Source organism: Streptomyces diastaticus subsp. diastaticus (genome assembly GCF_011170125.1).
GTDB classification, from domain to species: domain Bacteria; phylum Actinomycetota; class Actinomycetes; order Streptomycetales; family Streptomycetaceae; genus Streptomyces; species Streptomyces diastaticus.
Genome location: NZ_BLLN01000003.1, coordinates 1,326,723 through 1,349,473, shown reverse-complemented (window position 1 = coordinate 1,349,473; position 22,751 = coordinate 1,326,723). Strand labels below are relative to the sequence as shown.

At 74.6% G+C, this 22,751-nt stretch carries 18 protein-coding genes; 8 read left to right on the top strand and 10 right to left on the bottom strand.

What is annotated here, in order from left to right; translation table 11 throughout:
• Nucleotides 1–29 precede the first annotated feature (29 nt).
• Nucleotides 30–1,361, top strand: coding sequence for a flavin monoamine oxidase family protein (locus tag Sdia_RS14475; RefSeq protein WP_100455529.1), 1,332 nt, complete (start codon nt 30–32; stop codon nt 1,359–1,361).
• A 19-nt stretch (nt 1,362–1,380) separates the two neighbouring features.
• Here the strand turns inward: Sdia_RS14475 and Sdia_RS14470 are convergent, their stop codons facing one another.
• On the bottom strand, nt 1,381–2,859 hold the full coding sequence (locus tag Sdia_RS14470; RefSeq protein WP_189500299.1) for an amidase: 1,479 nt from the start codon (nt 2,857–2,859) through the stop codon (nt 1,381–1,383).
• A gap of 136 nt (nt 2,860–2,995) precedes the next feature.
• Between Sdia_RS14470 and Sdia_RS14465 the strand changes: the two genes are divergently transcribed.
• On the top strand, nt 2,996–3,652 hold the full coding sequence (locus tag Sdia_RS14465) for a TetR/AcrR family transcriptional regulator (protein WP_189401388.1): 657 nt from the start codon (nt 2,996–2,998) through the stop codon (nt 3,650–3,652).
• A gap of 365 nt (nt 3,653–4,017) precedes the next feature.
• On the opposite strand, the gene Sdia_RS14460 is transcribed toward Sdia_RS14465, so the two are convergent.
• Nucleotides 4,018–4,920: a LysR family transcriptional regulator gene (locus Sdia_RS14460; RefSeq protein ID WP_100455526.1), complete on the bottom strand. Its 903-nt coding sequence runs from the start codon at nt 4,918–4,920 to the stop codon at nt 4,018–4,020.
• A 73-nt stretch (nt 4,921–4,993) separates the two neighbouring features.
• Here Sdia_RS14460 and Sdia_RS14455 point away from each other — a divergent pair, with 73 nt between their 5' ends.
• Nucleotides 4,994–5,986: a DMT family transporter gene (locus tag Sdia_RS14455; RefSeq protein WP_124288511.1), complete on the top strand. Its 993-nt coding sequence runs from the start codon at nt 4,994–4,996 to the stop codon at nt 5,984–5,986.
• Here Sdia_RS14455 and Sdia_RS14450 read toward each other — a convergent pair.
• Nucleotides 5,977–7,308: an aminotransferase class I/II-fold pyridoxal phosphate-dependent enzyme gene (locus Sdia_RS14450; RefSeq protein ID WP_115068408.1), complete on the bottom strand. Its 1,332-nt coding sequence runs from the start codon at nt 7,306–7,308 to the stop codon at nt 5,977–5,979. The two genes, Sdia_RS14455 and Sdia_RS14450, sit on opposite strands and share 10 nt — an antisense overlap.
• 24 nt (nt 7,309–7,332) lie before the next feature.
• On the opposite strand from Sdia_RS14450, the gene Sdia_RS14445 reads away from it, so the two are divergent.
• Nucleotides 7,333–8,070 (top strand): pyridoxamine 5'-phosphate oxidase family protein, encoded by a 738-nt coding sequence (locus tag Sdia_RS14445; RefSeq protein WP_371874249.1) that lies wholly within the window; start codon nt 7,333–7,335, stop codon nt 8,068–8,070.
• Nucleotides 8,071–8,116: 46 nt separating this feature from the next.
• Here the strand turns inward: Sdia_RS14445 and Sdia_RS14440 are convergent, their stop codons facing one another.
• The 4 genes from Sdia_RS14440 to Sdia_RS14425 all read right to left on the bottom strand — a co-directional run bounded on the left by Sdia_RS14440 (nt 8,117) and on the right by Sdia_RS14425 (nt 12,006).
• Entirely contained in the window at nt 8,117–9,079 is a 963-nt protein-coding gene (locus tag Sdia_RS14440; RefSeq protein ID WP_100455522.1) for a DMT family transporter, read from the bottom strand.
• A 147-nt stretch (nt 9,080–9,226) separates the two neighbouring features.
• Complete coding sequence (locus Sdia_RS14435) at nt 9,227–10,276, bottom strand: EamA family transporter (protein WP_189500298.1); 1,050 nt, start codon at nt 10,274–10,276, stop codon at nt 9,227–9,229.
• 195 nt (nt 10,277–10,471) lie between these two features.
• Nucleotides 10,472–11,179, bottom strand: a complete 708-nt coding sequence (locus tag Sdia_RS14430) for a Clp protease N-terminal domain-containing protein (protein ID WP_189500297.1) — start codon at nt 11,177–11,179, stop codon at nt 10,472–10,474.
• A gap of 167 nt (nt 11,180–11,346) precedes the next feature.
• The gene (locus Sdia_RS14425) at nt 11,347–12,006 is read right to left on the bottom strand and encodes a PadR family transcriptional regulator (protein WP_100455519.1); all 660 of its coding nucleotides are present in this window, start codon (nt 12,004–12,006) and stop codon (nt 11,347–11,349) included.
• Between the two features lie 817 nt (nt 12,007–12,823).
• Between Sdia_RS14425 and Sdia_RS14420 the strand changes: the two genes are divergently transcribed.
• Entirely contained in the window at nt 12,824–13,639 is an 816-nt protein-coding gene (locus tag Sdia_RS14420; protein WP_189500296.1) for a PhzF family phenazine biosynthesis protein, read from the top strand.
• Between the two features lie 27 nt (nt 13,640–13,666).
• Here the strand turns inward: Sdia_RS14420 and Sdia_RS14415 are convergent, their stop codons facing one another.
• Nucleotides 13,667–14,467: a CPBP family intramembrane glutamic endopeptidase gene (locus tag Sdia_RS14415; protein WP_115068412.1), complete on the bottom strand. Its 801-nt coding sequence runs from the start codon at nt 14,465–14,467 to the stop codon at nt 13,667–13,669.
• A gap of 165 nt (nt 14,468–14,632) precedes the next feature.
• On the opposite strand from Sdia_RS14415, the gene Sdia_RS14410 reads away from it, so the two are divergent.
• Entirely contained in the window at nt 14,633–16,399 is a 1,767-nt protein-coding gene (locus Sdia_RS14410) for a substrate-binding and VWA domain-containing protein (protein WP_185392818.1), read from the top strand.
• Between the two features lie 42 nt (nt 16,400–16,441).
• Here the strand turns inward: Sdia_RS14410 and Sdia_RS14405 are convergent, their stop codons facing one another.
• Nucleotides 16,442–17,962: a glutamate-cysteine ligase family protein gene (locus Sdia_RS14405; protein ID WP_100455515.1), complete on the bottom strand. Its 1,521-nt coding sequence runs from the start codon at nt 17,960–17,962 to the stop codon at nt 16,442–16,444.
• Between the two features lie 593 nt (nt 17,963–18,555).
• Between Sdia_RS14405 and Sdia_RS14400 the strand changes: the two genes are divergently transcribed.
• Together Sdia_RS14400 and Sdia_RS14395 are read left to right on the top strand one after the other, a co-directional pair.
• A complete protein-coding gene (locus tag Sdia_RS14400) occupies nt 18,556–19,146 on the top strand; it encodes a hypothetical protein (protein WP_100455514.1) in 591 nt (196 codons plus the stop codon).
• 315 nt (nt 19,147–19,461) lie between these two features.
• Nucleotides 19,462–19,668: a DUF5999 family protein gene (locus tag Sdia_RS14395; protein WP_100455513.1), complete on the top strand. Its 207-nt coding sequence runs from the start codon at nt 19,462–19,464 to the stop codon at nt 19,666–19,668.
• 106 nt (nt 19,669–19,774) lie between these two features.
• On the opposite strand, the gene gcvP is transcribed toward Sdia_RS14395, so the two are convergent.
• Entirely contained in the window at nt 19,775–22,660 is a 2,886-nt protein-coding gene (gene gcvP, locus Sdia_RS14390; RefSeq protein ID WP_189500295.1) for an aminomethyl-transferring glycine dehydrogenase, read from the bottom strand.
• Nucleotides 22,661–22,751 lie beyond the last annotated feature (91 nt).

Sequence of the window (22,751 nt, the reverse complement as noted above, 5' to 3'; positions counted from 1 at the left end):
GCACGGTCTGCGGCACGGAAGGCGGCGTGATGGCGCGGTTCGGCGAGTGCGACGTGGTGGTGGCGGGAGCCGGGTTCGCGGGACTGAGCGCCGCCGACGCGCTGGTCCGGGAGGGCCTGACGGTACGGGTGGTGGAGGCCCGGCCCCGCGTCGGCGGCCGGGCCCTGACCCGCTTCCTCCCCGACGGCACCCAGCTCGACCTCGGCGGCCAGTGGATCGGGCCGGCCCAGCGGCACATGGCGGACCTGGTGCACCGGCACGCCGTACGGACGTACCCCACGCCGTCCCGGGGGGCGGCTCTGATCGAGTACGGCGGGCGGCGCGTGGAGGAGTTGCCCGCCGAGGCCGCCGAGGTGCTGGCCGCCCTCGACAGGCTGGCCCGCGCGGTGCCGCCCGACCGGCCGTGGTCGGCTCCCGGGGCGGCCGGCCAGGACGGCCGCACCTTCGCCTCCTGGCTGGCGGCGACCGGCGCCCCGCCCGCCGCCCGCGACCTGGTCGGCAGGCTGGTCTCCGGCGGCCTCCTGTCGGCCGGGCCGACCGAGACCTCGCTCCTGGAGACGCTCTTCTACGTGGCGAGCGGGGGCGGCACCGAGCCGTTGCTCGGCTACGAGGGCGGCGCGCAGGAGACCCGCTTCGCCGGCGGCGCCCAGCACCTCGCCGAGCGCATGGCCGCGGGGCTTCCCGAAGGGACCCTGCGACTGGGACAGCCGGTCGAGGCGGTCGAGTACACCCCGCGCTCCGCCCGCGTGCACACCCCGGGCGGGGCGTGGGACGCGGCACGGGTGGTGCTCGCGGTCCCGCCGGTGCTGGCGGGCCGCGTCCGCTACTCCCCCGCGCTGCCCCCGCTGCGGGCCGGCCTGCTCCAGCGGATGCCCGCGGGCACGGCGCTGAAGACACACGCGGTGTACACCGCGCCGTTCTGGCGGGCCGCCGGCCTCTCGGGCGTCTCCCAGTCGGCCGAGGGCGTGCTGACGGAGACCGTGGACAACACGCCGCCCGACGCGCCCCGGGCGGTGCTGACGGGCTTCGCCTACGGCGCCGAGGCCGTCCTGTTGCGCCGCCAGGCGCCCGCGACCCGCCGCCGTGCCGTCCTGGACCATCTCACCGCCCTCTTCGGGGAGGAGGCCGGCGCCCCGGACGACTTCGTCGAGTTCGACTGGCTGGCCGAGGAGTGGACGCGGGGCTGCTTCTCGGGCCACCTGGTGCCCGGTGCGTGGACCACCTTCGGCCCGTCGCTGCGCGAGCCGGTCGGCCCCCTGCACTGGGCCGGGACCGAGACGGCCGTCCGCTGGAACGGCTACTTCGAAGGGGCCGTGGAGTCCGGCTACCGGGCCGCCGAGGAGGTACGCCGCTCGCTGTGAGCCCCGGCCGGACACACGGTCACAACGCCGGCTCCAGATGGGCCCAGGGCCGCTCGGCCTCGATCTGCGCGGCGAGGGCGAGCAGCGTCCCCTCCCCGCCCAGCGGCCCCACGAACTGGGTGCCCAGCGGCAGCCCCTCGGGGGTGCGGTAGGTGGGCACGCTCATCGCGGGCCGCCCGGTGATGTTGGCGAGCTGGGTGTACGGCGTCGCCGCCAGGTTGGCGATGACCGCGCGTTCCCACGCCTTGGTCCCGGCCAGCGTGCCGAGCAGCCCGACCTTCATCAGCCCGCGGGCGAGGGTGCGGACCGGTGCGGGGGTGTCCAGCTCGCCGAGGCGCACGGGCGGGCGGGCGAGGGTGGGGGTGAGCAGCAGGTCGTAGCGGTCGTGGAAGGCGGCGAGCTGCCGGCTGTAGGTGTTCCAGCGCTGGTGGGCGGCGAAGTAGCGGGGTGCGGGGAGGGAGCGGCCGGCGGCGGCCAGCAGGTGGGTGTCGAGTTCGAAGTCGCCCGGTCCGGCGCCGGTGGTGCGGCGTATCTCGTCGACGGTCTGGGCGAGTTGGGTGGTCCACATGGCGAGGAAGTCGAGCGCGAGCTGCCGGTGGTCGATCTCCGGTTCGGCCGGTTCGACCTCGTGTCCCAGGTGGGCGAGGAGCTTCGCCGTCTCGTCGACGGCGGCGACCGCGTGCGGGTCGACCTCGGTGCCGATCGGCGAGCGGGTGGTGAACCCGATCCGCAGCTTGCGTGGACGGCGGGCGAGTTCGGCGTACGGCAACTCCGGGCGGGCGGCGAGGTAGGGGCCGCCGGGGTCGGGGCGGGCGGTGAGGACGTCGAGGATGGCGGCGCTGTCGCGGACGGTGCGCGAGACGGCGCCGTTGGTCGCGGCGCCGTGCAGGTCCTCGGCGGCGGCGGGACCGGCCGGGACCAGGCCGCGTCCCGGCTTCAGGCCGAAGAGGCCGCAGCAGGCGGCGGGGATGCGGATGGAGCCGCCGCCGTCGTTGGCCCCGGCCATCGGCACGACCCCGGCGGCCACGGCGGCCGCCGACCCGCCGGAGGAGCCGCCCGGGGTGCGGGTGAGGTCCCAGGGGTTGCGGGTGGGCCCGTTCACCTCCGGTTCGGTGATGCCCTTCGCCCCGAACTCGGGGGTGTTGGTCTTGCCGAAGATCACCAGCCCCGCCTCCAGCCAGCGTTCGACCACCGCGCTGTGCCGTTCGGCGGGCAGGTGGGCGAGCGAGCGGGTCCCGCTCCCGGTGGGCAGTCCGGCGTAGTCCTGCGAGAGGTCCTTGATGAGGAAGGGGACTCCGGCGAAGGGCCCGGTCAGCGGGGTCCTGGCGCGCTCGCGGGCGAGGTCGTGCATGGGCCGGACGATGGCGTTGAGCTTGCCGTCGACGGCCTCCGCCCGCGCCAGGGCCACCTCCAGCAGTTCGGCCGCCGAGACCTCGCCGTCCGCCACCAGGGCGGCGAGCCCCACCGCGTCCCGCGCCCGGTACTCCGCGTACTCCATGCCCCGACCTCCGTAAAACTATGGACCGTAGTTTTATACGCCCGGAACGTACACTGCTGCCCGGTCACCGACAAGAGGACGTCCGGTACCGCGGGAGCGGCCTCCGAGGGGCGTCGTGGGCACGAGGAGTACCGGGATGGGCAGACCGCCACGACGGCTGGTGACCCGCGAGGGCATCATGCGGGCCGCCCTCGCACTGGTCGACGAGGAGGGGCCGGACGCCCTGTCGGCCTCCCGGGTGGCGAAGCGGCTGGGCGTCAAGGGGCCCTCGCTCTACGCCTACGTGTCGGGGCGGGACGAGATCGTGGACGGCCTCCACGCGCTGATCGTCGCCGAGATGGAACTGGCCGACGCCACCGGCCCGTGGACCGGGGTGATCGACCTCTGGGCCCGCTCCTACCGTGCCGCCTTCGCCGCCCACCCCCGCGCGGTCCCCCTGATCGCCTCCCGCCCGGTCCGCGTCCCCGCCGCCCTGGAGGCGTACGCCAGGGCGTTCGACGCGCTGCGCGCGGCGGGCTGGCCCGAGGAGCGGCTGCTGCCCGTGGTCCGCTCCGTCGAGTACTTCCTGATCGGTTCCGCCCTGGACCTCGACGCCCACCCCGAGGACGGGCTGCACGGTGAGCACCTCCCGGCGGGCCTCGGCCCGCTCCGCTGCGCCCCGCCCCACCATCGCGAACTGGCCTTCGAAACCGGACTCGCCGCGCTGATCGAGGGCTTGCGGGCGACGCTCGCCGCGCTGCGCCGGGAACCCGGCGGCGGTACGGGCCGGGCGGCGCCGCCTGACGCGAAGTGAGCGACGGGGGACGCACGCCCCCGCCCGGGTGCGGCACACGGCGGCCGGGCTCGGCCGCCCCGCACCGGCAACGGCAGCGGGCTCCGGCCCTCCTCGGCCGGCGGGCTCCTCGCCCCGCCACCACAGGCCGGACACGACTTGGCCCGCCACCGCCACCGCCGGCCCCGACCGCGTGGACCGTCCTGGCGGGTCTGCTCGCGCCGGCGGACCAGGCCCGCCTTCCGAGCCCCTCGCCACCCTCGGCTCGGGCGTCTCCAGCGGGTCCGGAGGCGGCCTCGGGCGAGCGGTCACCGCCGGGGACCGACAGTCCCGAAGCGAGCCCCCCGTTCCACGTGGGCCTCTCTAGAAGGCGAGGGCGCGGCGGCTCACGCCAGGGCCGTCGCCGCCCGCTCCAGGGCGGCGACGGCGGCCCTGATCGAGGGCCGGCGGTCGGCGTCGGCGCGCCAGAGGGCGTAGACGTGACGGCGGATGCCGTTGCGCACCGGCAGTGTGCGGATGCCCTCGGGCAGCGGGTCCCGGCCGAGCCGGGGGGCGACGCAGACTCCCAGGCCGGCGGCGACCAGCGCGAGTTGGGTGTGACCTTCCTCCGCGCGGTGGGTGGTACGCGGTTCGATGCCCTGGGCGCGCAGTGTGAACATCAGCCACTCGTGGCAGAACTCACCGTCCGCCCAGGTGATCCAGTCGTCCTCGGCCAGCTCCGCCAGCTCGACCGAATCCCGTCCGGCGAGCGGATGGCCGACGGGGACGGCCACGTCCGCCGGGTCGTCCAGCAGTGAGGCCTTGACCAGCCCGGCGGGCAGCGGGAGCGGCTTGTTGTACCAGTCGAGGACCACCGCGAGGTCGAGGTCGCCGCGCACCACCGCGCGCACCCCCTCGCCCGCCTCCAGTTCGCGGGAGCCGACACGCAGCGCGGGATGGGCGGCGCGCAGCGCCGCGAGGGTGGCGGGCAGCAGACCCCGGGCGGCGGTCGGGAAGGCGCTGAGCCGCAACTCGCCGACGACGGCGCCGCGCTGAGCCTCCAGGTCCACCTCGGCCTGCTCCACCTGGGACAGGATGCGCGCCGCGTGGTCGGCCAGCAGCCGCCCCGCGTCGGTGAGCCGGACCCCTCGCCCCTGCCGGGCGATGAGCTGCCTGCCGGTCTCGCGTTCCAGCTTGCCGAGTTGCTGGGAGACGGCGGAGGTGGTGACGTGCAGGGCCGCGGAGGCCGCCACGACCGAGCCGTGGCGGGCGAGGGCGTCGAGGGTGCGGAGGCGCTCCAGGTTCAACATGTAAGCGATGCTACGCGGTTCCTCGCACGAATAGTCGCTTGTCCTTAAGCGGGGACCGCCGCAGAGTGGCGTCATGACCACCGCTCCCCCGGAGCCCGGGGCTCCCGCCGCCTCCGCCCCGGCCTCCGCGCCCGCCCCGCCTGTTCCGGCGACACCGCCCCGCGCCCACCGGGTCGGCTGGCGCGTCCGGTTCGCCGTGCTGTCACTGATCTGGGGGTTCAGCTTCCTGCTGATCAAGGTCGGCACGGAGGCGTACGCACCGCTCCAGGTGACCCTCGGCCGCCTGGTCTTCGGCACGCTGCTGCTGGCCACCGCCCTCGCCGTCCGCCGCGACCGGCTGCCGCGCGGCGCCCGGGTCTGGGGACATCTGACGGTGGCGGCGTTCCTGCTCAACGCGGTGCCGTTCTCGCTCTTCGCCTACGCCGAGCTGACCATCCCCTCCACCCTGGCCGGGATCTGCAACGCGACCTCGCCGCTGTGGGGCATGGCGCTGTCGCTGGTCGCCCTCTCGGAGGACCGGCCGACCCGCCGCCGGGTCGCCGGGCTCGGCCTCGGCTTCCTCGGCGTGCTGACGGTGCTGGGTGTCTGGGAGGGGTTCAGCGGACTGGACGTCCGGGGCACGGCGCTGGCCCTGCTCGCCTCGCTCTGCTACCCGGTCGGCTGGATCTACGTGCGCCGGACACTGGCGGGCGCGGACGCCTCCCACCTCTCCGTGATGACCGGCCAGTTGCTGCTGGCCACCGTGCAACTGGCCGCAGTCACCCCCCTCTTCACCTCCGTACCGGCCACCTTCCCGGTCGGCCCGCTGCTGGCCGTGGTCGCCCTCGGCGCCCTCGGCACCGGCCTCGCCCTGCTCCTCCAGTACGGGCTGGTGGCCGAGGTCGGCCCCACGATCGGCCAGATGGTCACCTACCTGGTCCCGGTCATCGCCACCGCCGCGGGTGTCGCCCTGCTGGGCGAGCCCCTGGCCTGGCCGACACCGGCCGGCGCCCTGGTGGTGCTGGCCGGTGCGGCCCTGGCCCAGAGCCGCACCGAGCCGGCCCGCACCCCCGCGCCTCAGCCGTAACGCACTCCCCGGGGCGGCCGCACGGCCTCGGCCACGGCGTCCGCCAGCGGACCGAGGTCGTCCGGGGACAGGGGGGACACGGTGATCCGGACGCCGGGCGGGGCCCCGAGGCGGAAGCGGGCACCCGGAGCCGCGCCCCAGCCCGCGTGGAGCAGGGAGACCACCGCGCGGGTCTCGTCGGGGACGGGTACCCAGACGTTGAGGCCGCCGGTGCCGCGCGCCTCGACCCCGCGCGCCGCCAGCGCCCGGATCAGCGCCTCGCGGCGCTCGTCGTAGGAGCGGGCGACCTCGGCGAGGTCGGGGGCGCCGGACCGCCACAACTGCGCCACGGCGCGCTGGAGCAGCAGACTCACCCAGCCGGGCCCGAGCCGCTGGCGGCCCCGGAGCCGGTCGAGGGTGACGGGGTCCCCGGTCACCGCGGCGACCCGCAGATCCGGGCCGTACGCCTTGGCGACCGAGCGGACGAACGCCCAGTGGGTGGTGGTGCCCGCCAGCGGGTGCGGGGGCGGGGCGACGATGCCGTGGCCGTGGTCGTCCTCGACCAGCAGCACCTCGGGGTGGGCGGCGAGCACGTCACGCAGCTGCCGGGCCCGCGCGGCGGAGACGGCCGCGCCGGTCGGATTCTGGGCCCGGCAGGTGAGCACCACGGCCCGCGCGCCCTCCGCCAGCGCCCGCCGGACCTCTCGCGGCAGCGGCCCCTCGTCGTCGACGGCGACCGGGATCGGCCGCAGCCCGAGGGCCGGCACGAGGTCGAGGAGGCTGCCCCAGCCGGGGTCCTCCACCGCGAGGGCGTCCCCGGGGCGCAGGTGCGCGGCGAGGACCCGCTCGACGGCGTCGAGCGAGCCGGAGGTGACGGCGAGCGGGCCCGAGGGCACCCCGTCGGCCTCGAACGCGGCCCGCGCGAGCCGGGCGAACCCGTCGTCCAGCGGCTCCTGCCCGTAGAGGACCGGCTGTTCGTCGGCGGTGCGGGCGGCCTCGGCGAAAGCGGGCGCGAGAGCGGGCAGCAGCCGCGGATCGGGGTCGCCGGTCGACAGATCGCGGGCGCCCGGCGGCACCTCGACGCGGATCTGGTCGCGCGGGGTGGAGACCGGCCGGGCCCGGACGCGGCTGCCGCGCCTGCCGGCCGTCTCGATGACCCCGCGCTCCCGCAGCAGGCGGTAGGCGGCCGCCACGGTGTTCGGGTTGACCCCGAGGTGGTCGGCCAACTCCCGCAGGGGCGGCAGGGCGTGGCCCGGTGGGAGCGCGCCGGTGGCCACGCCCCGCTCCACGCTGGCGGAAATCTCTGCGGCACGCCGCCCGGTGATCCGATACTCTCCTAGCACAAACCACATTATGCACTAGTGCAAATGGAGTTCGCCATGGTCACGCCGGAATCCCCGCACACCCGCGACGAGGGCAGCGGGAGCACCGCGGACGCCGCCGCCCCGGCCGAGGGCGCCTACGTCCCGACCCCGCGCACCGTCCCGACCCGCTCCCGCGACCGCGCCTCCTACGACCGGGCGGCGGTGCACGCGATCCTCGACGAGGGGAGCGTCTGCCACCTGGGGTTCGTCCGCGACGGCGCCCCGGTCGTCCTGCCGACCCTGTACACCCGGATCGGCGATCACCTCTACGTCCACGGCTCCACCGGATCCCGCCCGCTGCGTTCCGCGGGGGACGGCACCGGGCTGCCGGTCTGCGTGACCGTCACCCACGTCGACGCGCTGGTCCTGGCCAGGTCCGCCTTCCACCACTCCCTCAACTACCGCTCGGTGGTGGCCCACGGCACCGCCCACCAGGTGACCGACCCCGCCGAGAAGGCCGCCGTCCTCGACGCGCTGGTCGACCAGGTCGTGCCGGGCCGGTCGGCCGACTGCCGCCCCGCCGACGCCAAGGAGCTGGCCGCCACCGCCGTCCTCCGCCTCGAACTGGCCGAGGTCTCCGCCAAGTCGCGCACGGGCGAGCCCGACGACGACCCGGAGGACCTGTCGCTGCCGTACTGGGCCGGACTGGTCCCGGTCGAGACGCGGTACGGCGCCGCGGCGCCGGCCGCCGGCCTCGGCGCCGACGTGCCGGTACCCGGCTACCTCACGCCCGCAGGCTGACCGCGCGCCGGGGGCGGCGCGCGGTCCGGCGCCGCCCCCGGCGGTGTCAGCGGGCGGCCCCGGCGGCCACCCGCCGGGCGGCGGACGCGCCGCGCGTCTCGGCCACCGCCAGGCCGACGACCGCCACCAGCATCAGAAGCGTCCCCAGCACCGTCGGCGCGGTCAGCTCCTCGCCGAGCAGCAGCACCGCGATGGCGGCGGCGCTGACCGGTTCCAGCAGCATGATCACCGAGACGGTCGCCGACCGGACCACGGCGGCCCCGGCGAAGTACAGGGCGTAGGCGAGGGCGCTCGGCACGGCGGCGACGTACACCAGGAGCCCGATCACGCGCACCGGGTCGGTGCTCTGCGGCACGACTCCCTCCAGCAGGCCGAACGGCAGCAGGAGCAGGGCGCCGACGGCGAACGCCCAGGTGGTGGTGGAGAGCGGGTCGCCGTCGCCGTCCCGGCCCCAGAAGCGGGTCATGAGCGTGACGGAGGCGTACCCGGCGGCCGCGAGCACGCCGAGCGCGATCCCCGACGGGCGGACGGCCACGCCCTCACCGCCGAGGACGAGTACCGCCAGACCGAGCAGGGCGCCGCCGACCGCCAGGAGGCCGCCGCGACCGAGCCGCTCCCCCAGCAGCAGCCGCGCGCCGAGCGCGATGAGTACGGGGCCCGAGCCGAGGCTCACCACGGTGCCGACGGCGAGCCCGGTCTCCTGCACCGCGGCGAAGTACGCCGTCTGGAAGACCGTCAGGCCGACCCCCGTGGCGAGGACCCGGCGGACCTTGCGCCCGACCGGTTCGGCCGGCCGCGGCGTCCGTCGGCCGCGCCGCAGGGCGTGCACGCCGACGAGCAGCGCGAGGCCGCCGACGTAGCGCCAGAAGGAGAGGGTGACGGGGCCGATGTCGCTGACGCGGTAGAGCAGGGAGGCGGCGGCGCCCGCCGTGCCCCAGGCCGCCCCGGCGACGATCAGGTAGAAGAGGCCGCGGCCCACGGGCAGGCCGACGGCGGAGGGGAGGGACATGGTGTTCTCCGCAGGTGGTGTGAAGCGATCGGTTCACGTCTGCGGGCAGCACTCGCCGCCCCGGCGACCGGCCGGGCTACGGCGTGCGGGGGCCCGCCTCAGGCCGCAGGCGGCGGAAGGACGAGTGCATGGGGCATGGACCGCACTCTAGGCACGGTCGCGGGCGGCCGACAACTGTTCACCCGCCTCCTGTTCTCCGGTCCGCGGGGACGCCGCGACCGGCCCGGACGGCGGAGCGGCCGGGGTCGAGGACTGGGCGATGAACGCGCCGAGCAGCACCACGACGCCCCCCGCGATCTGCGGCAGCGAGAGGTGTTCGCCGAGCAGCACCCAGGCGAGGACGGTGGCGACCACGGCCTCCAGGCACGCCACCACCCCGGCTACCGCCGGCGACAGCCTGCGCACCGACAGCACCCCGGTCACATAGGCGAGGACGGTGGCGAGCAGCACGATCCAGCAGAGCAGCAGCAGGGCCGCGACCGGCGTCCCGTCCATCAGGGCCGTCCCGGCCAGCACCCCCCACTCCATCGACCAGGGCCGGGCGATCGCGGTGAGCACCACGGTGCCGACGATCAGGCCGTACGCGATGACGCCGAGCGGGTGCGGCGCCTGGTCACCGGCGTCGCCGCCCTGGTCGGAGAGGACGAAGTAGCCGACCTGGCAGCAGGCGGCGCCGAGCGCCAGCAGGAGCCCGACCAGGTCGAAGCGGAGTCCGGCCCAGACCTCCACCACGCAGGCGAGTCCGCCGACGGCGAGGACCACGCCGAAGGCCGCCGCCCGGGTCACCGGACGCCGCTGCACGAAGCGCACCCAGCCGAGGACGAGCGCGGGCGCCAGGTACTCGACGAGCAGCGCGACGCCGACCGGGATGCGGGAGATCGCGGCGAAGTAGCAGGCCTGTACGCCCGCCACCGCCAGCAGGCCGAAGCCGAGCAGCAGCGCCGGGCGCCTCTTCGGCAGATCGCGGTGGACCCACGCGAGCGGCAGCATGACCAGGGCGGCCCCGGCCACCCGCAGCCACACGACGTGGAGCGGGTCGAGTCCGGCCTCGATGAGCGGTTTGGCGGCGACCCCGGAACCGCCGAAGGCGAGCGCGGAGACGAGCGCGAGGCCGAGTCCCGCACCCCGGCCGCCGAACCGGCGGGAGGGCGGTGCGGCCGGGACGGCGGGCGCGTGGGAAGCGGAGGAGCGTGACACGGGCACATCATGACAGCCGCGTTCAGGGGCGTCACCCCGCGGCGGTCCTTACCGGCATTCCTTGCCGGCGGTCCTTGCCGACGCTCCTTGCCGTGGCGCCGGGCGGCCCGCTTCCCCTTCGCCGGAGCACCTGTCGGCGACCGGACTGCCTCGGAGCGGGCGAGGCTCGCCGAGGAAGGCGGCTGTTCCCGGGGCTCATCGGCCCGCGGCAGGTCCCTCGCCCGGGCCTCGGCCGTCCCGCTCCGGGTGGCGGCCGCGCGGGGGCGTGAACTCACGGCGCAGAGCCGACACGTCTATGGGGCCGGCCTGTTCGCCCACGTACCGGGGCGGCCCCTCGGTCCCGGTGGCCCGCTCCTCGGCGCCGGAGTGTCCGGCGGGTGTCCCAGGCCGTCCGGGAGCGAGCGCGCCGAGGCGGCGGCGCAGGAGTTCCCGGTCGACCCCGGCCCGCTCCATGACCTGCACGGCACGGCACTCGGGGTCGGCGACGAGGCCGGCCAGCAGGTCCGGGCCGGCCGGGCCGCCACCTCGGCGCCCGGCCCGCCGCCGGGCGATGTCGAGTGCCTCGGCCGCCGCGGGCGACCAGCCGTCGGAGCGGGCCACCGGCAGCGCGCCGGAATCCTCGACGGAGCCGTGCCACTTGAGCCCGTAGCCGATGTTGCGCTGGACGAGCAGGCCGAGGAGCTTGACGAGTTGTTCGCCGCCCTGCTCACCGGCGTCGACGGCCTCGCGGCTGGCGGGATCGTGTTCGAGCAGGGCGTGCAGCAGGTGCGCGGTGTCGGTCTGCCCGTCGCCGTCCCGCTGGGCGCGGCGGCGGGCGCCCGCCAGGGCGTTGGCCAGCTCGGGCCGCGGGGAACCGTCGGCCGGCGCGGGTTCGGGGTCCGACGGGGAGATAGGGCGGTGCACACCCACCACCTCACCATTCGGGCGCTTCGTCCACATCCCCGAGGGGACGCATTCGGGCATCCGACACAGGGTGGGCACGGCGGAGCCGTCCCTCCTCCCTGCGGAGGAGGGGCGGATGGGCGCGGGCGAGAGGCGCACGGATCATCCCGCGCGCCCCTGCGGCGCGGTCAGTCCTGGTCGGCGAGGATCAGGTAGAGCCGCTTGCGGGCGTCGTTGACGACGGCCAGCGCCTTCTCCCGCTGCTCCTTGGTGCCGGTCTTCCAGACCTGGCCGAACGCCTCCATCAGCCCGGCACCGGCCTGGCGGATCTCGTTGACGCTCTCCCAGTCGACGCCGCGGCCGACCTCCTCCCAGGGGGCTTCCGGCCCCGCCTCGGCGGCGGACCGGCCCTCCTCGGTGAGCGCGAACAGCTTCTTGCCGCCACCGCTCTCACTGGCGATGAGACCCTCGTCCTCCAGGAGCTGGAGCGTCGGGTACACCGATCCGGGGCTGGGCTTCCAGGCGCCGCCGCTGCGCTCGGCGATCTCCTGGATCATCTCGTAGCCGTGCATCGGCCGGTCGGCCAGCAGCGCGAGGATCGAGGCGCGCACGTCACCGCGCCGCGCCCTCCCCCGCCCGCCGCCGCGCCCGCCCCAGGGGCCACCGGGCCCGAAGCCGGGACCGAACGGCCCGAAGGCCGCGCGGCGCCGGTCGTCGCCGTCGGGCCCTCGCCTGCCCCCTCCCCACCACTCGGCCCACTCGGAACCGGGTCCTCGCCGGTCGGGACCGAACTGCCGCCCGTGCCCCCGTCCGTGCTCATGCTCGTGCTCGTGTCCGTGGACGCGCATCGCAGCACTCCTTCCTTTTGTAATCGGTCGCGATGCCTCAACGATATATCGGGACTGTTCTGACGGCAAGCCTCCTCCCCGAAAGTCGCGCCGGCACGTGGGCCCAGTCGATGACGATCACCTCGCACCCGAGGACACGGCGCGCGAGCAGACCTCCGCCGTCCCCGCCGGACCACGGAGAGAACACCGCACCCACCCGCGAGAGCTTCGAGCCCGCGCCGGCGCCGGCTGGGCGGTCACGAGCCGACAGCCGAGGCGTCCGAGAGGCGTCTGGAGCGGTTCGGGCCGCCGCCCCACGAGGGGCGCGTGATCCGCCTGCGCGGGTCCGGCGCGATCGTCGACGGGCCCGACGGCGACGACGGTCTCCGCGGCAGTCGGGCAGTGCGGCACGCCCGGCTTCGCCGCGTATGCGCCAACGACCGTCCGGGGCCGCCTGGCGGAAGGGCTGGACCTGGTGGTCCGGCACGCCGGGACCGCACCGGCTGGAGGCGGCCGTCCACTCCGGCCACGCCCGCTCACGCGCGCTCGGTCAGGCGTCCGGGCTACCGGCGCGAGGGGCACTCGCCCGGCTTCCAGGCGGTCGACGGACAGTGGCGCGACCACGAAGCTGTGCGCCGGCCTCCGCGGAGGTACGGCCGGCCGGCCCGCCGGACGGTGCCCGCGGACAAGGGTGAGCCTGGGAGCGACGCCCCCAGGAAGCGGCGGCCCTGGAGTGCGAAGGCCCCCGGGGAGCGGTGTCCCCCGGCCGCCTGAACCGGGTCCACCCGTCCGCGATTGGCCTTTGCCGCCCCTCACCGCAAGGCGGCACGCTCGCCCCATGCGCCTGCGAATCATCGATGCCTTCACCGACCGGCCCTTCGCCGGGAATCCGGCCGGGGTCGTCCTCCTCGACGCCTTTCCGGAGGACGCGCGACTCCAGCTGATCGCCGCCGAGGTGAACCTCTCCGAGACCGCCTTCGCCCACCCGCTGCCGCCGGGTGGCGAGGCCGACTGGGCACTGCGCTGGTTCACCCCGCGGTGCGAGGTGGACCTGTGCGGCCACGCCACCCTCGCCACCGCTCACGCCCTCACCGCCGACGGGAGGGCGCGGGCCGACGGCGCCCCGCTGCGTTTCGCCACCCGCAGCGGTGTCCTGACGGCGGCACCGAACGGCGGCGGGCACACCCTGGACCTCCCGACGGCGCCGCTGGCCGAGGAGGAGCTCCCGGCGGGGCTCGCCGAGGCCCTGGGCACCGTGCCGCTGAGCGTCCACGACACCGGCCCGCACTGCGGCGACCTGCTGCTGGAGCTGCCCGGCGAGAAGGCCGTCCGCGAGCTGGCGCCCGACCACCGGGGCCTCGTCCGCCACAGCCGGCGCGGCGTCGTCGTCACCGCCCGGGCCGACGATCCCGCCGCGGGCTACGACTTCGTCTCCCGCGGCTTCTTCCCGCGGGTCGGCATCGACGAGGACCCCGTCACGGGCAGCGCCCACACCGCCCTCGCCCCGTTCTGGTCGGCCCGCCTCGGACGCGACCGGTTGACCGGGCTCCAGGGCGGAGCGCGCACCGGGATCGTCCGGACCGAACTGCGCGGCGACCGCACGCTCCTGACGGGGGACGCGGTCACCGTGTTCGACGGCGCGATCCTGGCGTGAGCGGCGCGGCTCGGAGCGTCCGGCCGGTCAGGCGGTCGGCAGCCACCCGACCTTCCCGGCCAGCAGCGCGTACCCGACGAAGGCGCCGATGTCCAGGAGGGTGTGGGCGACGACCAGGGGCCCGACCCGGCGCCACCGCTGGTAGAGGAAGGCGAAGACGACGCCCATCACCAGGTTGCCGATGAAGCCGCCGACGCCCTGGTAGAGGTGGTACGAGCCGCGCAGCACCGAACTGGCCAGCAGGGCGGCGACCGGCGTCCAGCCCAGTTGCTCCAGCCGCCGCAGCAGGTAACCGACCACGATCACCTCCTCCAGGACCGAGTTCTCGGCCGCCGAGAGGATCAGCACGGGGAACTTCCACCACTCCCCCGGCAGCGACTCCGGGACGACGGTGAGGTTCATCCCGGCGGCGCGGGAGACCAGGTAGAAGGCGAGCCCGGCGCTGCCGATGCAGGCGGCCAGGAGGGTGCCCCGGGTCAGGTCGAAGCGGGGCCGCGTGAGGTCGAAGCCGATCGCCCGCGGCCCCGCGCCCTCCCGCGTCAGCAGGTGGAGCACGAGCAGCACCGGCACCAGGGAGGTCGCGACGCCGAAGAGCTGCCAGGCCAGATCCAGCCACGGACGTCCGGGCGCCGCCGAGGAGTTGAGATTGGCCGCCTGGTCCTTGAGCCCGCCCGGCCGGGTCACCGAGCCGACGAAACTGATCAGGGAGGAGACGGCGCTCGCCCCCAGCGACAGCGCCAGCACGATCAGCGTTTCGTCCCGGAACACCCGTCGTGAGGGGTCTTCCAGCCGTAGAGAACCAGCCACGCGCCCTGCCTCCGTCCGCACTCTGCCTCCAGTTGTGCAATCCCGTCCCATCCGCCCGCGCACCCCGCTAGGGTCTCGAAAACAGATCCGAAGATCGTGCGCGACAGGCCGAGGGGGACGGGCGCCGTCGAGGGCGCACCGGTCCCCCTCTCCTTGCTTCATCGCTCAAGGAGGGGCACCACCGCAATGGGACGTCACAGCTTGCCCGATGAGTACGGGGCCGCTGCGCCCGACCGTCGCCCCCGGGCCCGGGGCCGCACCGTCGCCATCGCCACCGTGCTCGTCCTCACGGCCGCCGCGGGCACCGCGGTGGCCGGACGCACCGGTCTGCTGCCGCTCGGCGGCTCCTGCGCGGACGAGGCCGTCCGCGTCGACGTGGTGGCCGCCCCGGACATCGCCCCGGCGCTCAGACAGGCGGCGACCCACATACGCGAGCAGGAGGTGACCTCGGACGGCCACTGCATGGACGTCCGGGTCACCGCACGGGACGCCTACCGGGTCGCCGACGCACTGCGGGCGGGCAAGGGCGGCGACTACGAGGTGTGGGTCCCCGACTCCGCCCTCTGGCTGGACAGAGCGGTCTCCGACACCGACAGCACCTCCGTCACGCCCACCGGCAATCTCGCCGCCACGCCGGTGGGCGTCGCCATGCTGCCGAGCGCCGCCCGTTCACTGGGGTGGCCGTCGAAGACGTACAGCTGGGCCGAGTTGGCCGCGACCGCCACCGAGGGCGACAAGCTGCGCCTGGGCACCGCCGACCCGGCCCGCAGCGCCCCCGGCCTGCTCGCCCTCACCATGATCGGGGCCTCCGCCTCCGCCGCGGGGGACGACGACGACACCCAGGTGGCCGCGGCCGCCAAGATCCTCGCCTCCCGCATGTCGGACAGCGACGGCCAGGTCCTGGACACCCTGGCGCGCGACGCCTCCGGCACCGAGCAGGGCAACCCGCGCCGCAACCAGGCGGTGATCCTCACCGAGCAGGCGGCGCACCGGCACAACGCCGGCGCCGGGGAGGAGGACCTCGGGCTCTTCTATCCGAAGGACGGCGCACCGCTGCTCGACTATCCCTTCGCCCTCGTCGACGAGCGCGGCCAGAGCACCGACGAGAGCCGGGCGGCGGTGCGCCTCATGACCTTCTTCGGCGAGCCGGAGGGCCGCCGTCTCCTGGCCCGGCACGGCTTCCGCCCGGAATCCGGCGACCCCGACGAATCAGTGGTCACCGCGGCGGGCGGCCGTACGCCGCAGCCCTACGACCAGGACGGGTTCGAACCGCCGGCACCCGAGGCCGTGCAGGAGACGCTCGGCATGTGGACCATCACGGTGCAGAGCGCCCGGCTGACCACGGTGGTCGACGCCTCGGGCTCGATGGGACAGCCGGTGCCGGGCCGCGGCCAGTCGCGGATGGACGTCACCAAGGCCTCGCTGATCCAGGCGCTCTCCCAGTTCACCCCGGACGACGAGATCGGCCTGTGGGAGTTCGCCACCCACCTCGACGGCGACAAGGACTACCGCAAGCTGGTCGAGACCCGCCGCCTCGGCGACCGGGACGGGAAGGGCAAGGCCCACCGCGACCGGCTCACCGCCGCCTTCGGCGACCTCACCCCGGTCCCGGACGGCGCGACGGGCTTGTACGACACCACGCTCGCCGCCTACCGGGCGGCGCAGGAGAGCTACGTCAGCGGGAAGTTCAACGCCCTGGTGATCCTCACCGACGGGGTCAACGAGGACCCCGGATCGATCTCCCGCAGCTCCCTCGTCGCCGAGTTGGAGGGGCTGCGCGACACGGACCGGCCGGTCCCGGTGATCGCCATCGCGGTCGGTCCGGCCGCCGACAAGGAGGAGGTCAAGGAGATCGCCGAGGCCACCGGCGGCTCCGGCCACCAGGTCAGCGACCCGGCGCAGATCCACGCGGTGATCCTCAAAGCGATCATGGAGGCGGGCAGCACCGTCTGACGAGCACCCGCGAAGCCGTACGCGCCCTCCGCCCGGCCGGGCTCAGACCGGCCGGGCGGTCGCGTCGGTGACCCCGACCGGCCAGGTGTGCACCGGTTCCCCGGCGTGCATGAGGTCGCTGTAGCGGCGCACCATGGCGGCGAGTGCCGGGCGCCGCTCCATCCCGCTCTCCCGGGCCCGGTGGTAGGTGGCCGCCTGCCAGGCCGCACCGTTGGTCCGGCGGCGGCAGCGGGCCTCGATGACGCCGAGGTAGCGGTCCCGGTCTGCCGGGTCGACGCCCCAGGCGTCCAGCCCGGCGGAGGCCAGCGGCAGCAGTTCCTCCAGGACGAGGGTGGCCGCGTCGGTCTCCGTGGTGCCGGCGTACCTGCCGCGCCGCGGCCAGCTCAGCCGGGCGTCGATCCCGTACCGGCAGGCGGCGTCGAAGTTGGCCTCGGCCGCCTCGAAGGGAAGCTTCGTCCAGACCGGGGTGCGGCTCTCGGCGAGGGCGCGGACCAGACCGTAGTAGAAGGCGGCGTTGGCGACCACGTCGACGACGGTGGGGCCGGCGGGCAGGACGCGGTTCTCCACGCGGAGGTGGGGCACGCCGTCGGCGACGCCGTAGACCGGACGGTTCCAGCGGTAGACGGTGCCGTTGTGCAGCACCATCTCGGCGAGTCCGGGGGCCTCGCCCGCCGCCACCACCGCCTCGGGGTCCTCGTCGTCGCAGATCGGCAGCAGGCCGGGGAAGTAGCGCAGGTTCTCCTCGAAGAGTTCCAGGGCGCTGGAGATCCACCGCTCGCCGAACCAGGTGCGCGGGCGCACCCCCTGGGCCTGGAGTTCCACCGGACGGGTGTCGATCGACTGGAGGAAGAGCGGCACCCGGGACTCGCGCCACAGCTCCTTGCCGAAGAGGAAGGGCGAGTTGGCGCCGACGGCGATCTGCACGGCGGCGACGGCCTGCGCGGCGTTCCACACGTCGGCGAAGCGGTCGGGGGTCACCTGGAGGTGGAGCTGCACGGAGGTGCAGGCGGCCTCGGGGGCGATCGAGGAGGCGGTGTAGCGCAGCCGCTCGACGCCCTCGATGTCGAGCGGGAATTCCTCGCCCCGGGCCGCGACGATCTCGTCGTTGAGAAGGCGGTAGCGGTCGACGTCGGTGAGATTGGCGGAGACGAGGTCGTCGCGGGTGAGCGTCGGAAGAATTCCGATCATGACGATCCCGGCGTCCAGCTCGCCCGCTTTGCGGTCGGCATACCCGAGGCCGATCCGCAACTCCTCGGCCAGCCGGTCCAGGACGCGGTCGCCCAATCGATGGGGGGCGATATTCACTTCCAGATTGAACATTCCGAGCTCGGTCTGGAAATCGCGGCTGGCGATCCGCTCCAGCACTTGCTGGTTCATCATTCGCGGCAGGCCGTCGGAGCCCGCGAGATTGAGTTCGATCTCCAGGCCCAGGAGGTTCTTCGGGCGGTCGAAGCGCTTCTCGTCCAGCATCCGCTCCAGCGCCCGCCGGCACTGCTGAAGTTTGCGGCGGAACGCATGCCGATCCGCCAGATCGAAGGATCCCGCCTCGACCTTCTCACCCATCGATGCCCTCCCCGGGGTACTGGTCCCCGGCTGCCGCCCAGGGCTGGTCCACGGAACATGATGCCCAGGCAATGCGATCCATAACGCCCCGCGACAGCCCGCCGCGCGCTAGGCTCGATCGCGACCGAGGCACTGGGCACATTCACGCGGCAAGCCGCGGGCGAATGGCCTCCCGCACCCCGGCACCTGTTCGGCCCTCGTCCGTCGCTCACTCGTCCCGCGGAGGCTGACGAGTGGGTGGCGAAATCGCCGACAGGAACAGGCCGACCGCCTGCGGGATGAATATCCAGGTCACAGGCGTGCCGCACCGGGAAAACGCGGATGAACCCCTCATTATGGCGACCGAATACCGCCTTGCCCGCATTTCCGAGCACCGGTAGGCGAAGCGCCGATGGAACACATGTCGTATAAACTCCGCGAACGAGGCAGTGAATTGGCGACCGCCAGGACCTGTCCGGCGGATCATCGCGGCCTCGCGCACCGTTCTACCGGAGGGGGCCCCGGTCCCTGCCCCGCCCCTTCGCTCCGAGCTGACAGTGTCGTCCGCGCCCTGCCCTGATGTCCCCTGCCTGCCCGACGAGAGGCGACCCACCATGCCGCTGCACTTCTTCCCGGCTCCCGCGCCCGCCGAGCGCAGCGTCCTCGCCGCCCTCGGCTCCCCGACGGCCGTCCGCGAGGCCCGCACCTCCGCGCTCCGCGCGGCGACCGGTCCCACCCGCCCGGAACTCCCGCTGCCCGTCCACGTCATGGACCGCGCCACCCTGGAGAGCGAATCGCCGACCCGGCTGGCCGGCTGGCGGTTCCTCATCCGCAGCGGCGACCGGGCCGTGGCCGCCGCCGACACCCGCCTCACCCCGGACGGCTGGGCCTTCTCCCACTTCTTCGAAGGTCCGTACGCCACCGCCACCGAGGCGGCCCTGCGCAAGGCCGACGGCCTCGCCGAGCCGCACCAGCCGCGCCTGCTGTCGGTCCCGGGGCTGTACATGCTGACGCTCTGGCTGCACGGCGACCCGGCGGCCGACGCCGGCCGGGGCGGCCCCCTCCCCACCGACCTTCTCGTCCCGATCGCCCCGGCCCCGCCCGGCATCGCCGCCCACCGGCCCTATCCGGCGGCCGAGCTGCTGCCGGTGCTGACCCGCCGCCTCTCGCCCGGCCAGTTGCCGGGGCCGCTGCTGCCGGCCTGACCGTCCGGGCCGGCGACGGTCCGCCGTCCGCCCCGGGGCGCGGGGAAACACCACGCCCTCCTCGCGCCCCGGGGCACCCACCCTTCTGGGCTAGCCCGATGTGGCCACTTCCAACCACCCGAACTGACAGGGCAGTTGGCACGAACCGCCCGCACGGGTGACGCGTCCTCCCCGCACGAGGAGCGCTGCCGCGAAACGGCTGCGGATTCAGCGCCACGAGGCAACACTGGGACGGACCGAGCAGACCGGGGGACGGTCATGACCACGACGTCGAGCCGCAGGACAGCAACCACATCGCAGGGAGAGAACCCACCCATGTGCCAGCACCAGCCTCTCTGCCCCACCGCCGACTCCGCCGACCGGGAGGCCGCCCGCCTCCGGGCGCACCGCCCGGAACAAGGGTGGAGCCTGCTGTGCAACGGAGTCGTCATCTTCGAGGACACCGGGGAGCTGCTGCCCGACGGGCAGATCGTCCCCCCGCACCGGCCGCTGACCCCGGGACGGGTGACCAGGGCGGCGTGAGCGAGGAAGCGCGGTCGCCACGCACCGTGCGAGGAGAAACGGCGGGGCCGGCTCGGAGACATGTCCGAACCGGCCCTCACGTGTGTGCCCCTCCCGGAGCCGCGACTCAGTCCTCGTAGGCGTCCAGCGGCGGGCAGGAACAGACCAGGTTGCGGTCGCCGTAGGCCTGGTCGATCCGGCGGACCGGCGGCCAGTACTTGTCGGCCGCGTGCACACCCGACGGGAAGACGGCCTGCTCGCGGGTGTACGGGTGGTCCCACTCGCCGGTGAGGGTGCGGGCGGTGTGCGGGGCGTTGCGCAGCGGGTTGTCCTCGGCCGGCCAGGCGCCGGTGGCCACCTGCTCGATCTCGGCGCGGATGGCGATCATCGCCTCGCAGAAGCGGTCCAGCTCGGCGAGGTTCTCGCTCTCGGTCGGCTCGATCATCAGCGTGCCGGCGACCGGGAAGGACATGGTCGGCGCGTGGAAGCCGTAGTCGACCAGCCTCTTGGCGACGTCGTCGACGCTGACACCGGTGGCCTTGGTGAGCGGACGCAGGTCGATGATGCACTCGTGGGCGACGAGACCGCCGGGACCGGTGTAGAGCACCGGGAAGTGCGGCTCCAGCCGCTTGGCGATGTAGTTGGCGCCGAGGACCGCGACCTGGGTGGCGCGCTTGAGCCCCTCGCCGCCCATCAGCCGGACGTACGACCAGGAGATCGGGAGTATGCCCGCCGAACCCCACGGGGCGGCCGAGACGGGGCCGACACCGGTGGCGGGTCCGGCGGCGGGCTGGAGCGGGTGGTTGGGCAGGTAGGGCGCCAGGTGCGCGCGGACGCCGACCGGACCGACGCCGGGGCCGCCGCCGCCGTGCGGGATGCAGAAGGTCTTGTGCAGGTTGAGGTGGGAGACGTCACCGCCGAACCGGCCGGGCTTGGCGAGGCCGACCAGCGCGTTGAGGTTGGCGCCGTCGACGTACACCTGGCCGCCCGCGTCGTGGACGGCGGCGCAGATGTCGGCGACGTGCGCCTCGAAGACACCGTGGGTCGACGGGTAGGTGATCATGAGCACGGCGAGCTGGTCGCGGTACTGCTCGATCTTGGCCCGCAGGTCCCCGATCTCGATCTCGCCGTCGTCGGAGGTCTTCACGACGACGACCTTCATACCGGCCATGACGGCGCTGGCGGCGTTGGTGCCGTGGGCCGAGGAGGGGATCAGGCAGACGGTACGGTCCAGGTCGCCGTTGGCCCGGTGGTAACCGCGTACGGCGAGCAGCCCGGCCAGTTCGCCCTGCGAACCGGCGTTGGGCTGGAGGGAGACCTTGTCGTAGCCGGTGACCTCGGCGAGGCGCTCCTCCAGCTCGCGGATGAGCGTGAGGTAGCCCTGCGCCTGGCCGGCGGGGGCGAAGGGGTGCAGGGCGCCGAACTCCGGCCAGGTGACCGGCTCCATCTCGGTGGTGGCGTTCAGCTTCATCGTGCACGAGCCGAGCGGGATCATGCCCCGGTCCAGCGCGTAGTCCCGGTCGGCCAGCCGGCGCAGGTAGCGGAGCATGGCCGTCTCGGAGCGGTACTGGTGGAAGACCGGGTGGGTCAGGTACGCGTCCTCGCGGAGCAGCGTCCCGGGCAGCGCGTCCGGCGCGGCCCCGTCCAGCTGGTCCACGTCGGCGCCGACACCGAAGGACTCCCAGACGGCGGTGAGGTGGGCGCGGGTGGTGGTCTCGTCGCAGGCGACGGAGACGTGGTCGGTGTCGACCAGCCGCAGGTTGACTCCCCGCTCGCGGGCGGCGGAGGCGACCTCGGCGGCCCGGCCGGGAACCCGCGCCGTCACGGTGTCGAAGAAGGACTCCTCGGTGACCTCGACACCGCCCTGGCGGAGACCGGCGGCGAGGAGCGCCGCGAAACGGTGGGTGCGTCCGGCGATGGCGCGCAGTCCCTCGGGCCCGTGGTAGACGGCGTACATGCCGGCCATCACGGCGAGCAGTACCTGCGCGGTGCAGATGTTGCTGGTGGCCTTCTCACGGCGGATGTGCTGCTCGCGCGTCTGGAGGGCGAGCCGGTACGCGCGGTCGCCGTCGGCGTCCACCGAGACGCCGACCAGGCGGCCGGGCAGGCTGCGGGCGAACTTCTCGCGGACCGCCATGTATCCGGCGTGGGGGCCGCCGAAGCCCATCGGGACACCGAAGCGCTGGGTGGTGCCGACGGCGATGTCCGCGCCGAGCTGTCCGGGCGGGGTCAGCAGGGTCAGGGCGAGCAGGTCGGCGGCGACGGTGACGACGGCGCCCAGCTCGTGCGCCGCGTCGATCACCGGCTTGAGGTCGCGGACGGCGCCGGAGGCGCCGGGGTACTGGAGGAGGACGCCGAAGACGCCCCGCTCGGCCACCTCGGCGGGGATGCCCTCGCCGAGGTCGGCGACGACCACCTCGACACCGGTCGGCTCGGCGCGCGTCTCGATCACCGCGACGGTCTGCGGGAAGGCGTCGGCGTCGATGAGGAAGACGCCCTCCTTGACCTTGCCGACCCGGCGCGACAGCGCCATCGCCTCGGCCGCGGCGGTGCCTTCGTCCAGCAGCGAGGCGCCGGAGGTGGGCAGGCCGGTGAGGTCGGCCACGGCGGTCTGGAAGTTCAGCAGCGCCTCCAGCCGGCCCTGCGAGATCTCCGGCTGGTAGGGCGTGTACGCCGTGTACCAGGCCGGGTTCTCCATGACGTTGCGCAGGATGACCGGCGGGGTGAAGGTGCCGTAGTAGCCGAGGCCGATCATGGAGTCGACGACCTGGTTGCGGTCGGCGAGACCGCGCAGTTCGGCGAGGACCTCGGCCTCCGAGCGGCCCTCGGGCAGGTCCAGGGCGTCGGCGCTCTTGATCACGTCGGGGACGGCGGCGGCGGTGAGTTCGTCCAGCGAGCCGTAGCCCACCTGGGCCAGCATCTTGGCGCGGTCACCGGCGTCGGGCCCGATGTGCCGCTGTTCGAACGGGACGCCCTGTTCCAGGCGGGAGAGCGGGATGCGGTTGGCGGTCATTGCGGAGGCCTCCTGGTCGACGCGACCTGCGAGGGGCACCCGCCGCGGGTGCCCGTACGGCCTCCCCCTCTGTCATCCGGACCTGAGAGCT

Bases quoted from the DNA above. Each gene is read 5' to 3' on its own strand.
- Sdia_RS14475 (WP_100455529.1), top strand. From the start codon at position 30: ATGGCGCGGTTCGGCGAGTGCGACGTGGTGGTGGCGGGAGCCGGGTTC.
- Sdia_RS14470 (WP_189500299.1), bottom strand. From the start codon at position 2,859: ATGGAGTACGCGGAGTACCGGGCGCGGGACGCGGTGGGGCTCGCCGCC.
- Sdia_RS14465 (WP_189401388.1), top strand. From the start codon at position 2,996: ATGGGCAGACCGCCACGACGGCTGGTGACCCGCGAGGGCATCATGCGG.
- Sdia_RS14460 (WP_100455526.1), bottom strand. From the start codon at position 4,920: ATGTTGAACCTGGAGCGCCTCCGCACCCTCGACGCCCTCGCCCGCCAC.
- Sdia_RS14455 (WP_124288511.1), top strand. From the start codon at position 4,994: ATGACCACCGCTCCCCCGGAGCCCGGGGCTCCCGCCGCCTCCGCCCCG.
- Sdia_RS14445 (WP_371874249.1), top strand. From the start codon at position 7,333: ATGGAGTTCGCCATGGTCACGCCGGAATCCCCGCACACCCGCGACGAG.
- Sdia_RS14440 (WP_100455522.1), bottom strand. From the start codon at position 9,079: ATGTCCCTCCCCTCCGCCGTCGGCCTGCCCGTGGGCCGCGGCCTCTTC.
- Sdia_RS14425 (WP_100455519.1), bottom strand. From the start codon at position 12,006: ATGCGCGTCCACGGACACGAGCACGAGCATGAGCACGGACGGGGGCAC.
- Sdia_RS14420 (WP_189500296.1), top strand. From the start codon at position 12,824: ATGCGCCTGCGAATCATCGATGCCTTCACCGACCGGCCCTTCGCCGGG.
- Sdia_RS14410 (WP_185392818.1), top strand. From the start codon at position 14,633: ATGGGACGTCACAGCTTGCCCGATGAGTACGGGGCCGCTGCGCCCGAC.
- Sdia_RS14405 (WP_100455515.1), bottom strand. From the start codon at position 17,962: ATGGGTGAGAAGGTCGAGGCGGGATCCTTCGATCTGGCGGATCGGCAT.
- Sdia_RS14400 (WP_100455514.1), top strand. From the start codon at position 18,556: ATGCCGCTGCACTTCTTCCCGGCTCCCGCGCCCGCCGAGCGCAGCGTC.
- Sdia_RS14395 (WP_100455513.1), top strand. From the start codon at position 19,462: ATGTGCCAGCACCAGCCTCTCTGCCCCACCGCCGACTCCGCCGACCGG.
- gcvP (WP_189500295.1), bottom strand. From the start codon at position 22,660: ATGACCGCCAACCGCATCCCGCTCTCCCGCCTGGAACAGGGCGTCCCG.